The sequence below is a fragment of the Thermosyntropha tengcongensis genome (assembly GCF_055381335.1).
The window spans coordinates 155585-172264 of the sequence record NZ_AP042437.1; the positions used below are offsets into that span (position 1 = coordinate 155585).

Annotated in this window: 12 protein-coding genes; all 12 read left to right on the plus strand. The window is 47.3% G+C overall.

Translation table 11 applies throughout. The annotated features are described in order from the left end of the window. Positions 1-60 precede the first annotated feature (60 nt). The 12 genes from secA to uvrA all read left to right on the plus strand — a co-directional run bounded on the left by secA (position 61) and on the right by uvrA (position 16672). Positions 61-2550, plus strand: coding sequence for a preprotein translocase subunit SecA (gene secA, locus ACZ42E_RS00805; protein ID WP_464893546.1), 2490 nt, complete (start codon positions 61-63; stop codon positions 2548-2550). Between the two features lie 30 nt (positions 2551-2580). After that, positions 2581-3682, plus strand: a protein-coding gene (gene prfB, locus ACZ42E_RS00810; RefSeq protein ID WP_464892574.1) for a peptide chain release factor 2 whose coding sequence is annotated in 2 segments (ribosomal slippage) — positions 2581-2649 and positions 2651-3682 — 1101 coding nt in all. Because the reading frame shifts where the segments join, the coding sequence is not laid out codon by codon here. A 51-nt stretch (positions 3683-3733) separates the two neighbouring features. Next, a complete protein-coding gene (locus tag ACZ42E_RS00815) occupies positions 3734-4567 on the plus strand; it encodes a transketolase (protein ID WP_464892575.1) in 834 nt (277 codons plus the stop codon). 24 nt (positions 4568-4591) lie between these two features. Continuing rightward, on the plus strand, positions 4592-5533 hold the full coding sequence (locus ACZ42E_RS00820) for a transketolase family protein (protein WP_464893547.1): 942 nt from the start codon (positions 4592-4594) through the stop codon (positions 5531-5533). A gap of 78 nt (positions 5534-5611) precedes the next feature. Continuing rightward, complete coding sequence (ftsE, locus tag ACZ42E_RS00825; protein WP_464893548.1) at positions 5612-6292, plus strand: cell division ATP-binding protein FtsE; 681 nt, start codon at positions 5612-5614, stop codon at positions 6290-6292. Then, positions 6289-7161 carry a permease-like cell division protein FtsX gene (gene ftsX, locus ACZ42E_RS00830; RefSeq protein WP_464892576.1) on the plus strand — a complete coding sequence of 291 codons (873 nt, stop codon included), beginning with the start codon at positions 6289-6291 and terminating at the stop codon, positions 7159-7161. The genes ftsE and ftsX overlap by 4 nt, the downstream gene beginning before the upstream one ends. Positions 7162-7184: 23 nt before the next feature. Further along, positions 7185-8339, plus strand: a complete 1155-nt coding sequence (locus ACZ42E_RS00835) for a murein hydrolase activator EnvC family protein (RefSeq protein WP_464892577.1) — start codon at positions 7185-7187, stop codon at positions 8337-8339. 134 nt (positions 8340-8473) lie between these two features. Beyond that, complete coding sequence (locus ACZ42E_RS00840; RefSeq protein WP_464892578.1) at positions 8474-9622, plus strand: S41 family peptidase; 1149 nt, start codon at positions 8474-8476, stop codon at positions 9620-9622. Between the two features lie 38 nt (positions 9623-9660). Beyond that, on the plus strand, positions 9661-10608 hold the full coding sequence (locus ACZ42E_RS00845) for a hypothetical protein (RefSeq protein ID WP_464892579.1): 948 nt from the start codon (positions 9661-9663) through the stop codon (positions 10606-10608). 14 nt (positions 10609-10622) lie between these two features. Beyond that, positions 10623-11681, plus strand: a complete 1059-nt coding sequence (locus tag ACZ42E_RS00850; protein ID WP_464892580.1) for a hypothetical protein — start codon at positions 10623-10625, stop codon at positions 11679-11681. 107 nt (positions 11682-11788) lie between these two features. Beyond that, positions 11789-13768, plus strand: a complete 1980-nt coding sequence (gene uvrB, locus ACZ42E_RS00855; protein WP_464892581.1) for an excinuclease ABC subunit UvrB — start codon at positions 11789-11791, stop codon at positions 13766-13768. A gap of 42 nt (positions 13769-13810) precedes the next feature. Further along, entirely contained in the window at positions 13811-16672 is a 2862-nt protein-coding gene (uvrA, locus tag ACZ42E_RS00860; RefSeq protein WP_464892582.1) for an excinuclease ABC subunit UvrA, read from the plus strand. Positions 16673-16680 lie beyond the last annotated feature (8 nt).

Here is a 16680-nt window from a genome sequence, read left to right on the forward strand (position 1 = left end):
GAATATTACAGGGAACCATTAAGGTTCCTTGTTTTTTTGAAAAGAGGTTGGTTAAAGGTGATAAGGGAATTTCTTGCCAGGATTCTGGATGACAATGAAAAGGAGATTAAAAAGATTTCCAAAACGGTGGAAAGGATTAATGCTCTGGAACCGGAGATCAAGAAATTAAAGGATGAAGATTTCCCCAGAAAGACGCAGGAGTTTAAAGAAAGGCTTGGCCATGGGGAAAGCCTTGATGACATACTGCCGGAAGCTTTTGCCCTGGTAAGGGAAGCAGCTTGCCGCACTCTGGGAATGAGGCATTTTGATGTCCAGCTTATTGGAGGAGTAGTCCTGCACCAGGGGCGGATAGCAGAGATGAAGACCGGGGAAGGAAAGACCCTGGTGGCTACTTTGCCTGCCTATCTTAATGCTCTGGAAGGCAAAGGGGTGCATGTAGTAACAGTAAATGACTACCTGGCCAGGCGCGACGCCGAGTGGATGCGCCCTGTCTATGAATTCTGCGGCCTTACGGTAGGGGTTATTGTACACGGGCTTGATTATGCAGAGCGCAAACATGCCTACAGCTGTGATATTACTTATGGCACCAATAATGAGTTCGGCTTTGATTACTTAAGGGACAATATGGTTATAAGGCCGGAAAATATGGTGCAGCGCGATCTTCACTATGCTATCGTGGACGAGGTGGATTCCATCCTCATAGATGAAGCGCGCACCCCGCTTATAATTTCGGGAGAAGGGGATAAACCTACCAATCTTTATTACCAGATTGCCAAGTTTGTGCCGCGTCTGGAAAGGGATGTGGACTATAAGGTAGATGAAAAATCCCATATTGTTACCCTTACGGAAGAAGGGGTAAAGAAGGCCGAGAGGTATTTTGGGGTGGAAAACCTGGCCGAAAATATGGAGCTTGCCCATCACATAAACCAGGGGCTGAAGGCTCATTTTCTCATGCACCGGGACAGGGATTATGTAGTCAAAGACGGCAAGGTGATTATTGTTGATGAATTTACCGGACGCCTTATGTTTGGACGCCGCTACAGCGACGGCCTGCACCAGGCGATTGAAGCCAAGGAAGGGGTTAAGATTGAAAAGGAATCCCAGACCCTGGCTACCATAACTTTCCAGAACTATTTCCGCATGTACCGCAAGCTGGCTGGAATGACCGGTACTGCCAAGACGGAAGAAGAGGAATTCCGCAAGATTTACGGCATGGATGTGGTGGTTATCCCCACCCATAAGCCCATGATTCGCATTGACCGCCCGGATGTGGTTTACCGCACTGAAATGGGCAAATTCAGGGCGGTAGTGGAAGATATTGCGGAAAGGTATAAGAAGGGACAGCCGGTGCTGGTAGGGACTATATCCATTGAAAAATCGGAGCTTTTAAGCAAGATGCTTTCCAAACGGGGTATCCCCCATCAGGTGCTTAATGCCAAGCACCATGAAAGGGAAGCGGAAATTATCGCCAAAGCCGGCCAGAAATATGCTGTAACTATTGCTACCAATATGGCAGGCAGAGGTACTGATATTGTCCTGGGCGAAGGGGTAAAAGAATTGGGCGGGCTCTATGTGCTGGGTACGGAAAGGCATGAGGCAAGGCGCATAGATAACCAGCTTAGGGGTAGGTCAGGCCGACAGGGAGACCCCGGGGAATCGCGCTTTTATGTTTCCCTGGAAGACGACCTCATGCGGCTTTTTGGCTCTGCCAATATAGAAGGGCTTATGGACAGGCTGGGCATGGATGACGATATGCCGATTGAAAACAATCTGGTGACCAAAGCCATAGAAAATGCCCAGAAAAGGGTAGAAGCCCGCAACTTCAACATCCGCAAGATGGTGCTGGAATATGATGATGTCATAAATAAACAGCGGGAAGTTATATATGGAGAAAGGCGCAAGGTTCTTTTCGGCGAAAACCTAAAAGATACAATTTTCAGCATGATTGATGATGTAGTAGACAGGGTAGTGGACAGTTTTGCCGGGGAAGCCAGGTATGCGGACGAGTGGGACCTTCCTGGCCTTATGAATTATGTAGAGCAGAATATACTGCCGAAGCCTGATTTTACGGAAGAAGACCTGAAAGGCATGACCAAAAGGGAAGTTAAGGCTTTTATATCTGAAAAGACCAAGGCTTTTTATGACCAGAGGGAACAGGAAATCGGCAGTGAAAATATGCGGGAAATTGAAAAGTGGATTATGCTCCGCATTATTGACGAAAAGTGGATGGACCATATCGATGCCATGGACCAGCTGCGGGGAGGGATAGGCTTAAGGGCTTATGCCCATAAGGATCCGCTCATTGAATATAAGTTCGAGGCCTATGAGGCTTTCCAGGATATGGTTTTCAGTATTAAAGAAGATGTAGTACGCTATATACTAAGGGTAAGGGTAGCCCAGAAGCTGGAAGAAAGAAAGACTTTTGCCAGCCACGGCGAGGATGAGGTTAAAACGCCGGTAAAGGTAGGGGAAAAGGTAGGCAGAAATGATCCCTGCCCCTGCGGGAGCGGCAAAAAGTACAAAAAATGCTGTGGAAGGGAAGCAAGCTGATAATTTTAATTATATGAGGAGGGCTTTTTGATGTTTGACAATCCGATGCAGACGGCTAAAGAGATAGTAAGCCGCCTTGAAGAGATGAGGGTTTCTCTTTGACATAGAAAATAAAAAGGAAAGGCTAAAAGAACTGGAAGCGGAAAGCCTTAAGGAAGGATTCTGGGATGACAGCAAAAAGGCCCAGGAAGTGCTAAAGGCTATGAGCAGCCTTAAATCTGATATTGAAGCTTATGAAAACCTGCTTAATGATGCATTATATATAAGGGATATGCTTGCCATGGCCGAGGATGAAGAGGATGAAGAGCTTGTCAGGGAAATGACAGGAGAGCTCAAAAGCCTGGCAAGGAGATTCGAGGAGTTTGAACTTATAACCCTCTTTTCCGGCGAGCATGATGCCAAAAATGCTATTGTTTCCCTGCATGCCGGGGCAGGGGGAACAGAAGCCCAGGACTGGGTAGAGATGCTTTTCCGCATGTATACCAGGTGGGCGGAAAATTCAGGGTATGAAGTGGAGATAATGGACTATCTGGCAGGGGAAGAAGCCGGGATAAAGAGTGTCACTTTTATGGTAAAAGGGCTTTATGCTTACGGCAAACTCAAGTGTGAAGCAGGGGTGCACCGTTTAATCCGCATATCCCCGTTTGACGCGTCAGGAAGGAGGCATACCTCTTTTGCCCTGGTAAGCGTGCTGCCGGAGATTGATGAAGAGATTGAGATAAATATAAATCCGGAAGATCTGAAGATTGACACCTACCGGGCAGGGGGAGCAGGAGGGCAGCATGTCAATAAAACCGATTCTGCTGTAAGGATAACCCATATACCTACCGGGATTGTGGTGCAGTGCCAGAATGAAAGGTCACAGCATGCCAACCGGATAAGTGCCATGAAAATACTGGCGGCCAGGCTTTATGAGCTTAAACAGAAGGAGCTGGAGGATAATCTGCAGAGTTTGAAGGGAGAATATAAAGAGATAGCCTGGGGAAGCCAGATAAGAACCTATACTTTGAATCCGTTTACCCTTATAAAAGATCACCGCACCGGGGTAGAGATAGGCAATGCCGGCGCGGTGCTGGATGGCGAAATAGACGAGTTTATCTATGCCTGCCTTAAAAACAAGGCTTTTAAGTAAGGGGAGATGGTGAAACAGAGAACCGTCCCCCTGTTTCAAAGGAGGAGTAAGGTGAGAGAGATAAGTGCTGAGGTGGTAAAAAGTCTGGAAGAAAAGGCCAGGGTTTTACGGGGGCATATTTTGAGGATGCTGGCCAGGGCAGGTTCCGGACATACCGGAGGCTCTCTTTCGGCTGCCGATATAGTAGCCTGCCTCTATTTCTGGGAAATGAATGTAGATCCGCAAAACCCGGGGGATGAGAACCGGGACCGCTTTGTATTGAGCAAGGGACATGCGGCTCCGGTGCTTTATGCGGCCCTGGCAGAAAAAGGGTTTTTCCCGCTGGATATGCTTTCTACCCTGAGAAAGATGGGAAGCCCTCTGCAGGGGCATCCGGATATGCGAAAGCTCCCTGGTGTGGAAGCATCAACCGGCTCACTGGGACAGGGCATATCCTGGGCAGTAGGCATGGCACTGGGAGGAAAGCTTGATAAAAAGGATTACCGGGTTTATGCCCTTTTGGGCGATGGCGAGCTGCAGGAAGGCATGGTATGGGAAGCCTTGATGGCTGCTGCCCATTACCAACTGGATAATCTGGCGGTTATTGTTGACCACAACGGCTTGCAGATAGACGGCAGGATAAGTGAGGTTATGTCTCCGGAACCGGTGGTGGACAAGTTTAAGGCTTTTGGCTTTGAAGTTGTAAATATTGACGGCCATGATATAGAAGCTATACTTAAGGCTTTGAACAAGGCAAGGGAAACAAAAGGAAGGCCTACTGCCATTATTGCCGAAACCGTCAAGGGCAAAGGGGTTTCTTTCATGGAAAACCGGGCTGAATGGCACGGAGTAGCGCCGAAAGAAGAAGAGCTTAAAAAGGCTCTGGCCGAACTGGGCCTGGCTTAAGAGGGGCAAGAAGGAGGTAGTTTTATTTTGGAAAAGCAAGCTACCAGGGATGCTTATGGCAAAGCGCTGGCTGAATTGGGCAGGCTTTATGATGATGTGGTAGTTCTGGATGCTGACCTGTCAAAGTCTACCAAGACTTCTGATTTTGCCAGGGAGTTTCCGGAAAGGTTTTTTAATGCCGGTATTGCGGAACAGAATATGATAGGGATGGCAGCTGGCCTTGCTACTACTGGAAAAAAGGTTTTTGCCAGTTCTTTTGCAGTATTTGCGGCAGGCAGGGCTTTTGAACAGGTCAGAAATTCTGTGGCTTATGCGCGGCTTAATGTGAAGATCTGTGCCAGCCATGCCGGTATAACGGTAGGGGAAGATGGGGGCTCCCATCAGGCAGTGGAAGATATAGCCATTATGCGCTCCCTTCCCAATATGACGGTAGTAGTGCCAGCTGACGGGGTAAGTACCAGGAAAGCGGTGCTGGCAGCCTATCATCACGAGGGGCCGGTTTATATGCGTTTGGGGCGGCCGGCAGTTCCGGTAATATATGATGACAGCCTGGATTTCAGGATAGGCAGGGGAATAGAAATCAGAAAAGGCAAAGATGTGACGATAATCGCCTGTGGCATAATGGTGGGCAAAGCTCTGGAAGCGGCTGAAGTTTTGGCCAGGGAAGGCATTGATGTATCAGTGGTAGATATGCATACGATAAAGCCTCTGGATGAGGAGCTTATTCTGCGCAAAGCTGAGGAAACCCGGGCTATCCTTACCGTGGAAGAGCATAACATTATAGGAGGACTGGGGAGCGCTGTATGTGAAGCGGTAAGTGAAAAATGCCCGGTACCGGTAAAAAGGATGGGCATTAATGATGTGTTCGGGCAGTCAGGTGCGCCGGATGAGCTTTTGGAATATTACAGGCTTACGGTTTCCGAAATATGTAATAATGTGCATAATTTACTGAAAATTAAATCCTGAATAAAAGAGGATTTTTGGATATTTTTGTAGAACCACCTTAAATGGTGGTCTTTTTTTTGGCAAGGAGGAAGACAGATGCTGATTCAGTTCTACAATGTCTCCAAAATATATCCCAATGGGGTAAAAGCGCTTGATGATGTTTCCTTGAAGATAGATCGCGGTGAGTTCGTTTTTTTGATGGGGCCAAGCGGAGCCGGAAAATCAACCTTGATAAAGATGCTTTTCAGGGAAGAGAAGCCAAGCCGGGGCCAGATATTTATCGCTTCCCGCAGCATAGTGCGCATGAAGAGAAAGGAGATACCGGCACTGCGGCGGACTATGGGCATAATTTTTCAGGATTTTAAGCTTCTGGAAAATAAGACGGTATATGAAAATGTGGCTTTTGCCATGGAAGTTATCGGGGCCAAACCTAATGACATAAAATATAGAGTACCTGAGCTTTTGAAGATGGTAGGCCTTAAAGGCAAGGAAAAGTGCTTTCCCGGGGAGCTTTCCGGAGGGGAGCAGCAGCGGGTAGGCATAGCCAGGGCGCTGGCCAACCAGCCGATGGTGCTCATTGCTGATGAGCCTACCGGCAACCTGGATGTTGATACTTCTTTGGAGATTATGGAACTCCTTTATGATATAAACCGCCGGGGGACTACTGTTATTATGGCTACTCATGCCCGCGAGCTGGTCAAAAATGCACACAAAAGGGTAATTATGCTGGAAAAAGGCAGGGTTGTGGGAGATTATCCTGATGGGGAGTTTCTGGCATGAGAAATATAATCTATTTTTTTCGGGAAGCTTTGCGTTCGCTTTCCCGCAACCGGCTGCTTACCCTGGCTACGGTTTCTACCGTATGCATATGTGTGCTTATTTTAGGGGTAGCCCTTTTGATAACCGTCAATGCGGGCAATTTTATGAAACACCTGGAATCTGATGTCGAAATAGTTGCCTTTATCGACAAGTCCCTTACCCCTTCCCAGGTAAAAGGGATAGAGGAGGAGATAAGGGCTATTCCCGGGATAGACAGGATAAAATTTGTATCGAAAGAGGAAGGCTTAAAGAAGCTGCAGCAGAAGATGGGGACTGAAAACCTTAAGGAGACTATAGGGGAAAATCCCCTCCCCGATACCTATGAGATAAAGGCCAAAGACCCGCATAAAGTTCCCGGAATTGCCAGGAAGATTGAAAAAATAGACGGGATATACAAGGTTAAATACGGACAGGGAGTAGTGGAAAGGCTTTTTCAGGTTACCCGCTGGGTGAGGGTGGTAAGCACGGCTGTAATTGTCCTTTTGGGGCTGGGAGCGGTATTCCTGATCGCTACGACGATAAGGCTGGCCATTTTTTCCCGGCGCAAGGAAATTTACCTGATGAAGCTTATCGGGGCTACGGACTGGTTTATAAGATGGCCGTTCTTTATCGAAGGCTTTATTCTGGGGACTTTAGGGGCCCTGGTAGCGGTAGGCATTCTGGCCTTGGCCTATAATTCGCTTATCAGCAATATGCAGACTGTGTTTTTTCTGCCTCTGGTAGCTAAGGCAGAAGTGGTAAACCGGATTTATTTAAGCCTTATAGGGGTAGGAAGCCTTTTAGGCATCCTGGGGACTTTTATTTCGGTAAACCGCTTTCTTAAGGTTTGATTCTGGCAGGAGGTAGTTTTTGTATGATCCGTTTTTTTGGGGAGAGGAAAAGAAGGTTTTTAGCCTTTTTGGGTACCCTGTGTCTTTTGCTTACCTTTATTTTCCCGGCTTATGCCGATGAACTGGAAGAGAAGAAGAGAGAGCTCAATGAAGTAAGCCGCCAGATAAAAGCTAACCAGATGATGTTAAAGGCCAAAAAGAAAGAGGCCAATTCGGTTTGGGGACAGATAAAGGACATCGAGTCTGACATTATGGCTGCTGAAAGCAGGATTAACCAGCTTGATGACCGGATTAGCGTTCTGGAGACTAATATCGACATAAAGGAAAAGGAGATTGCCGAAGCGGAAGAAAAGCTCAATGAAAAGGTAGAGGTTTTGAGCGAGCGCCTGGTCTTTATCTATGAAACCGGTGATGTATCTTATCTGGAAGTCCTTTTCTCAGCTACCGATATTAAAGATTTTATAACCCGTTATGATATGCTGAGCATGATTGTGGAACAGGACCGCCAGCTTATTGAAGAGATTGAGGCGGAACGCGACAGGCTCAAGATGCAGAAAAGCGATCTGGAGGTAAAAAAGAGAGAGCTGGTAAGCATTAAAGAAGAACAGGCAGAGGAGAAAGAAGCCCTGGAAGCGAAAAAGCAGGAAAAAGCTGAACTTTTTAACCAGCTGCAGATGGAAGCCAAAGAGTATGAAAAGGCTTTAAATGAGCTGGAAGAACTGTCAAGACAGCTGGAAGCGGTTATCAGGCAGCTGCAGGCCAAAAACAGCGGCCAGGCGCTGGGAACCGGGGCATATACCTGGCCGACCCCTGGCTATTATACGATAACCTCTCCTTTTGGCATGCGCTTCCATCCTATACTCCAGGTGCGAAAACTGCATACCGGAGTGGATATAGGGGCACCCATGGGGGCTAATATAGTAGCGGCAGACAGCGGGGTAGTAATTTATGCCGGGTACAATGGAGGATATGGAAATATGATAATAATTGACCACGGCAACGGCATGTCTACCCTTTATGCCCATATGTCCCGTTTTGTAGCTGGAAACGGGCAAACGGTGTCCAAAGGGGAGGTTATAGGCAAGGTAGGGAGCACAGGATTTAGCACCGGACCCCACCTGCATTTTGAGGTCCGCAAAGACGGAAGCCCGGTTGACCCTATGGGATATATAAGATAGAAGGCAGGAAAGGGTACCTGCCTTCTTGATTTAATAGCCGCAAATTTTTTGGTCTAAAAATTGTTTTATTTCCCGGTTTGGAGTAACATAATATTGTCTGTTAAAAAATAAAATGGTGATGTGGTGATGATGTCTTGAGAGAAAACAGGTTAGCAAGAGGGATTCTGGTTTTCTTTGCCCTGCTGGGATTTCTATTCTCTTCAGGCCTTATATGGTTTTTTGCCACCAATGCAGGCCATGTCGGCACTTTAATAAGTGTGATAACCCTTGTCAAAACCCAGGGGCTTTATGAGCCTACCGTGGGGCAGATGGTTCTGGGAGCCACCAGCGGCATAGTGGACAGCCTGCATGATCCTTATTCCAAATACCTGGACAAAGATACCTGGCAGGAGCTTAAGATAAGGCTGGAAGCAAAATTTGGCGGCATAGGGGTTTATGTTCTGGAAGAGGGCAAAGGGAAATTCAAGATTGTATCTCCTATAAAAGGAACCCCGGCTTATAGGGCTGGTATAAAGAATGGGGATATTATCCTTAAGATAAACGGGGAAAGTGTGCAGAACATGACCCAGGATGAAGTGGTAAGCCTGATGCGCGGGGATCCGGGAACCCAGCTTTTGCTTACCGTTTATCGGGAATCTGACGGCAAAGAGCATGAATTCAAGATTACCCGGGAGATAATAAATGTTCCTTCCGTAGATTATGAAATTCTGGATACGGTAAGCGGGATAGGCTATATTTCATTAAACCAGTTTCATGCCCATTCAGCTCAGGAAATGGCAGATGCCATCAATGACCTGGTAGGGGAAAAGAAGATGAAGGGGATTGTTCTGGATCTGCGCTATAATGGGGGCGGTGATTTTAATGCCGCTCTGGAAATTGCCAGCCTGTTTTTGGATAAAGGCAAAAAGATTGTCAGCGTAAGGGATGGCAAAGGAAGGGAAGAGGTATATAAATCTTCCGGAGGTAATATAGATATACCAGTAGTAGTCCTCATAAATGAGGATAGCGCAAGTGCGGCAGAAATTCTGGCCGGAGCCCTGAAAGACAACAGGAGGGCAATTCTGGTCGGCAAGACTACTTTCGGCAAAGGCCTGGTGCAGACGGTATATCCCTTAAGGGATGGAGGGGCTTTAAAACTTACCACCCAGAAGTATTTTACTCCCAGCGGAACCGATATAAATGAAATAGGAATCCATCCCGATTATGAAGTGGAAAAAGGGGAGAAGGACAAGGATTTGCAGCTGGATAAGGCGGTAGAAATCCTTAAAAAACAGATATTTTAGGTGGGATAGACCTTCATAAAAGTGCGGAGGTTGTTGATTTGCATACATTTATCTACTTCTGGCACATGTTGGGGCAGGTAGCCAAAGATGCTTTTACCTCGCCCCTTTTTGTCATTATTTATGTTCTGCTTTTCAGCCTTATTACCTGGCAGTATGCCCGTTTGGAAAAAAAGGAAGAATATTTAGCCTTAAGGGGGACTGCCCTTATGAGCAGTCTTTTTTCTGCTTTTTACGGGCTTCTGGGAGGTGTAACCGGGAGTGTTCTCCTTATCCTTGCCGGGATTGACCTGGCTCTGGTAGGCATAAGCTATCTGTGGATAGCTGCCGTTTTGCTGATGCTCGTAAATCCGCGCTATCTGTGTTTTGCCTATGCTGGAGGGGTGGTAGGGCTTATAAGCCTTTTATTTGGCTGTCCTGACATAAATATCCCGCACCTTATGGCCCTGATAGGGGTTTTGCACCTGGTGGAGAGCATTCTTATTTATCTTAACGGTTATTTTAATCCTCTGCCGGTGGAAATCAAGCAGAACGGGATAGTAAGAAAAGGGTTTAATCTTCAGAAATTCTGGCCCTTGCCGCTTCTGGTCCTGGTGAGCACAGGGTATAGCCCGGTTTCTTTAAGCCTGTACATGCCTGACTGGTGGCCTCTTTTCGCCCACAGTCAGGATGTCGCCCATTTAAACTATCAAATTGTACCGGTTCTGGCGGTTCTGGGATATGGAGAAATAACTTACCAGGAGAATCCGAGGGAAAAATCCCGCCGATCTTCCCGCCACCTTTTATTTTTCAGCCTTTTTTTGCTTTCTCTCGCGCTTCTCGCTTCCCGGTGGGAAGTTTTGGTTCCGCTCACGGTTCTGGCTTCACCGCTGGGGCATGAGGTGGTGATATGGCTGGGGGCGAAGGAAGAAGGGGAAAAACTATTTAACTACCGGGAATGTTCACTTTTTATATACCTTATGAATAGACTAAGAGCAAAGAAGTCTTAGATGAGGTGGAGAGGATGAAAAATCCTGAAATAAGGTATATTTTGGTGAGCAGCCATACCCGGGATGGCTTTGTAAGTTTTATTGCCGATTTAGTCGGCCATCTGAAAAAGGTTTATGTATTAAAAGGCGCTGCCGATAATGTACTGTCGGATTTTATCAAAAGATGGGGAGAATTCTTTTACGAAAAGGGATGTGCAGTCGAATTCTGGGTGGGGGCTTTGGATCCCTCCCGGGTAGATGGGGCCTATGTGCCAGCTTTGGAAACTGCCGTCATCAAGGGAAATGTTCCGGAGCCAGTAGAGCCCTGCTATCCCGGAATTGGAACCTATTTTATAAATTTGGGGGATTTTATAGTCCGGGAAATAGATGAGAAAGAGGCAGAAAAACTTGATGAAATAGCTCATCTGCTCAAAAAGGAAAAGGAAAAAGCCTTGAAAATGATTAAAGAAGCCGGAAAGATAAAGGAAGAGATGTACAGCCTGGGTGCGGGAAGGCTTGATATGAAAGAGATAAAGAGGATTACGGAAAGGCTGACCAGGGAAATTCAAAGAGAGTATAGAAAGGAAAAGCATTATTTTGCCTCCTCTTTTACCCGGGAAGGGCTGGTAAGCTATCTGGAAGAGATAAGCCGGAGCTGCAGCCGCCGCTATATATTAAAAGGGCCTTCCGGCAGCGGCAAATCTACAGTTATAAGCAACCTAGCCGCTTTCTGCCGGGAAAAAGGGCTGAGCATCCAGTATTACCATAATGGGCTGGATGGGGAAAAATTGGATATGATTATAGTAGAAAACCTTGACATTGCAGTTATAGATGGAGGAGAAAAAGGGCTGGTTGCCAGGCCTGGCGATGTAGTGATAGACATGGGAAGTGCGCTTAAGTTTTACAGCCAGGAAGAAGCTTACCAGTATATAAATCTAAGCAGGAGACATGAAGAAAAACTTATTAAGGCCAGGGAACATTTGGAAAAATGGGACGGTTATCTTAAAGAGATAAACAGCATATATGAAAAAGCGATAGATTTTGAGCTTTTGGAGGGAAAAAGGGAAGAGCTCAGCAGATTTTTGCTAAAATAAGGATAAACCAGGTTCAGGCCATTGAGTACAAGTCTTGCCGGGAATATATATTAAATGGTTATAATGTAATAATAACCAGCCAGACTAAGGGAAGTGGGGATAAATCCATGCAGGAGTTCAGGATAAATTCTGACTATAAGCCGACCGGGGATCAGCCAAAGGCGATAAAAAAGCTTACGGAAGGGATAAAAAAAGGCTACCGGCACCAGACCCTTCTGGGGGTTACCGGTTCAGGCAAGACTTTTACCATGGCCCATATTATAAAAAATGTGCAAAAGCCGACTCTGGTGATAGCGCCCAACAAGACGCTGGCCGGCCAGCTTTATGCGGAATTTAAGCAGTTTTTTCCCGATAATGCGGTGGAGTATTTTATAAGCTATTATGACTATTATCAGCCGGAAGCTTATGTGCCATCCACTGATACCTATATTGAAAAGGATTCTTCCATAAATGACGAGATAGACAAGCTCAGGCACTCAGCCACTGCTTCGCTTCTGGAACGCCGGGATGTTATTATTGTAGCTTCCGTTTCCTGTATATATGGCTTAGGTTCGCCTGATGACTACTATAAAATGGCCGTTTCTTTAAGGCCGGGGATGGAGCTTGGACGGGATGAGCTTTTAAAAAGGCTTGTCGAGAACCACTATGAAAGAAATGAGATAAGTTTTGAACGGGGAAAATTCAGGGTAAGAGGGGATATAGTCGAGATTTTCCCGGCTTCTACCGGTGAAAATGCGGTGAGGGTTGAATTTTTTGGGGATGAAATTGACCGGATAATTGAATTTAACCCGTTTACCGGTGAAGTTTTGGGGCGCCGGATGCATGTCATGATTTTTCCGGCTTCGCACTTTGTAACTACCCGGGACAGGATGCTGGCAGCTGCCAGCGAAATTGAGGAAGAGCTGAACATGCAGCTTGCCAGGTTTCGCGCGGAGGGCAAGCTTTTGGAAGCCCAGAGGCTGGAGCAGCGCACCCGCTATGACATGGAGATGATAAGAGAGGTAGGCTACTGCAAGGGAATAGAAAATTATTCCCGCTATATTACAGGAAGGAAGCCGGGTGAGCCTCCTTACACCCTGCTGGACTTTTTTCCGCCTGATTTTTTGCTTTTCATAGATGAGTCCCATATTGCCGTGCCTCAGATTGGGGCTATGTATGAAGGGGACAGGTCCCGCAAGCTCAACCTGGTGGAATACGGATTCAGGCTGCCTTCTGCTCTGGACAACCGTCCCCTTACCTTTGACGAGTTTAACCAGAAGATAAACCAGGTTATTTATGTGAGTGCTACTCCGGGGGATTATGAGCTTAAGGTAAGCGAGCAGGTGGTGGAACAGATAATAAGGCCTACCGGCCTTGTCGATCCGGAGATCGAAGTAAGGCCAACTGCCAACCAGATTGACGACTTGATGGAAGAAATAAGGAAAAGGGTAGATAAGGGCTTTCGGGTGCTGGTTACTACCCTTACCAAGAGGATGGCTGAAGACCTGTGCGATTACCTTGGTGATGCCGGGATAAAGGTGCGCTACCTGCATTCTGATATAGATGCCCTGGAAAGGCTTGAGATTTTAAGGGATTTGCGCAGGGGGGTTTTTGATGTACTGGTGGGAATCAACCTGCTGCGGGAAGGGCTGGATTTGCCGGAAGTGGCGCTTGTTGCCATCCTGGACGCTGATAAGGAAGGATTTTTGCGTTCGACCCGTTCGCTTATCCAGACCATAGGAAGGGCAGCCCGCAATGCGGAAGGGAAGGTCTTGATGTACGCGGACCGTATAACCCCGGCCATGCAGGCAGCCATCGATGAGACTAACCGCCGCCGCAGCCTGCAGATAGAGTACAACCGCAGGCACAACATAACCCCCCGGACGATAAAGAAAGCTGTTTATGCGCCGGTAGCGGCAGTTATCGCAGAGGAAGAAGGCAAATACCGGCAGGATGATTATAAGCTGATGCCTCTTGAAGAAAAGATGAAGATGATAAGGGATATGGAAATTGAGATGTTTAGAGCGGCAGAAGAACTTAATTTTGAAAGGGCTGCCCAGATAAGGGACATGATAAAAGAACTAAAGAAAGAGCTGAAGATAAGATAGCTGCAAATGGCTGATACATCGGATGCAAAGGAGTAGGTGAAATTGTCCAGGGATTATATATACATCAAAGGAGCCAGGGAACATAATTTAAAAAATATCGAGCTTAAAATCCCCCGGGACAGGCTTATTGTTTTTACCGGGGTTTCCGGCTCCGGCAAGTCGAGCCTGGCTTTTGACACCATATACAGCGAAGGGCAGCGGCGCTATGTGGAATCCCTTTCTACCTATGCCCGCCAGTTTTTGGGGCAGATGGACAAGCCGGACGTAGATTATATAGAAGGCTTGTCCCCCTCTATATCTATTGACCAGAAATCTACTTCCAACAATCCCCGTTCCACCGTAGGCACGGTGACGGAGATATATGACTACCTGCGGCTTTTGTTTGCCCGCATAGGAAAGCCTCACTGCCCTAACTGCAAGGTGCCTATTGAAAGGCAGACGGTAGACCAGGTGGTGGACAGCCTGCTTTCTCTGCCGGAGAAGACCAGGATAAAGGTTCTGGCACCGGTTATAAGAGGGCAAAAAGGGGAACACCGCAAGGTATTGCAGAATCTTTTCAGGGACGGGTTTGTAAGGGTAATAGTAGACGGTTTTGAATATACTTCTGATGAAGAGATTGTGCTGGATAAGAATAAAAAACACGATATAAGCGCGGTTGTTGACCGGCTGGTCATCAAGGAAGGGATAAGAAGCCGCCTGGCTGAGGCGGTGGAGCTGGCATTTGAGCTGGGGGAAGGACTGGTTCAGGTAGTTATCATAGGGGATGACGGGAAAGAGGAGCTTAAGGTTTTCAGCCGGGATTTTGCCTGCCCGGAATGCGGATTTTCCCTGCCGGAATTAAGCCCGCGCATGTTTTCCTTTAACAGCCCCTATGGGGCCTGTCCGGAATGTGACGGGCTGGGGGAAAAGGTTGAAGTTGACCCGGCTTTAGTCCTTGATATGGACAAGAGTTTGCAGGAGGGGGCGGTAATCCCCTGGGCGAACGGCTTTCATGCCTATTACCAGCAGGTACTGACCAGTATGGCGCTTTTCTATGATATACCGCTTGATAAACCTTTGAAAAAGCTTACCAAAAAACAGCTGGACATTATCCTCTACGGGAGCGGGGATGAGAGGTTCAAGGTAACCTATACCAATTCCTACGGGGAAACCGGAGTTTTCAGGACGAGCTATGAAGGGGTCATAAACAACTTGAGCCGCCGCTACCGGGAAACGAAATCGGAAGCTTCCCGGGAAGAGATTGAAAAATATATGACTTCTTCCCCCTGCCATTTCTGCAGGGGAAAACGTCTGAAGCCCGAGATTTTGTGGGTTTTAATAGAAGGAAAATCTATTGCTGACATAACGGCCATGTCGATAAAGGAAGCAGCCAGGTTTTTTGCTGACCTTAAGCTCAACGAGAGAGACCAGCTGATAGCCAGGCAGGTCATAAAAGAGATAAAATCCCGCCTGCATTTTCTTATAGATGTAGGCCTTGATTATCTTACCCTTGACCGTTCAGCAGGCACTTTGTCCGGAGGGGAGGCACAGCGCATCCGGCTGGCTACCCAGGTAGGCTCCAGCCTGGTAGGGGTGCTTTATGTGCTGGATGAACCAAGTATTGGCCTGCACCAGCGGGATAATGACCGGCTGATAAATACGCTAAAGAGGCTGCGGGATTTGGGGAATACTGTTATTGTGGTGGAACATGACGAAGACACTATCCGCAGTGCTGATTTTATAGTTGATATTGGGCCTGGGGCTGGGGTTAACGGAGGGGAGATAGTGGCCCTGGGGACCCTTGATGAGATTATGAAAGAGGAAAAGTCGCTTACCGGTGCCTACCTGGCAGGAAGGATGGGGATAAAAGTACCCGAAAAGCGAAGGGCGGGAAACGGGAAGTATTTAGCAATAAAAGGGGCATCTGAACATAATCTTAAAGATATAGATGTAGAAATACCCCTGGGCAAGCTGGTAGCGGTAACCGGGGTTTCCGGTTCGGGAAAGAGCACGCTTATAGAAGAGATTCTTTATCCTGCCCTTATGCAGAAGCTTTATAAAGGGGCATCCAGTGGACGTTCGCTTTACCGCCCGGGGAAATATAAGGAGATAAAAGGGATAGAGGCTATCGATAAGGTGATAAATATAGACCAGTCCCCTATTGGCAGGACTCCCCGCTCCAATCCGGCTACCTACACCGGGGTTTTTGACAGTATAAGGGAGCTTTTTGCCAGCACCCCGGAAGCCAGGATGCGGGGATATAAGCCGGGACGCTTCAGCTTTAATGTGCGGGGAGGAAGGTGTGAAGCCTGCCAGGGAGACGGGATAATAAAGATTGAGATGCATTTTCTGCCTGATGTTTATATCCCCTGTGAGGTATGCAAAGGCAAAAGGTACAACCGGGAAACCCTGGAAGTAAAGTATAAGGATAGGAATATTGCTGATGTCCTGAACATGACGGTTGATGAAGCGGTAGAGTTTTTTGAGGCTATCCCGAAGATTTACCGCAAACTTAAGGTGCTGCAGGATGTAGGTTTGGGATATATCACTTTAGGGCAGCCGGCTACTACCCTTTCAGGAGGGGAAGCCCAGCGGGTAAAGCTGGCCACTGAGCTTTCCCGCCGCTCTACGGGAAAAACTTTATATATCCTGGATGAGCCTACTACTGGCCTGCATATGCATGATGTGGCCCATCTCCTATATGTATTGAACTGCCTGGTGGATGCAGGCAATACGGTGCTGGTTATTGAACATAACCTGGATGTTATAAAATGTGCTGATTATATTATAGACCTGGGACCGGAAGGGGGAGATGAGGGGGGAAGGGTGGTAGCTACAGGCACTCCGGAAGAAGTAGCCCTTAATCCCTGTTCCTATACCGGACAGTATCTGCGCAAGGTTCTGGGGATGGGAAAGGAGGCTTAAAATCTGGA

Excerpts from the sequence above, each read along its gene's own strand:
- ftsX (WP_464892576.1), top strand. The coding sequence starts at position 6,289 with ATGAGAAATATAATCTATTTTTTTCGGGAAGCTTTGCGTTCGCTTTCC.
- ACZ42E_RS00835 (WP_464892577.1), top strand. The coding sequence starts at position 7,185 with ATGATCCGTTTTTTTGGGGAGAGGAAAAGAAGGTTTTTAGCCTTTTTG.
- ACZ42E_RS00850 (WP_464892580.1), top strand. The coding sequence starts at position 10,623 with ATGAAAAATCCTGAAATAAGGTATATTTTGGTGAGCAGCCATACCCGG.
- uvrB (WP_464892581.1), top strand. The coding sequence starts at position 11,789 with ATGCAGGAGTTCAGGATAAATTCTGACTATAAGCCGACCGGGGATCAG.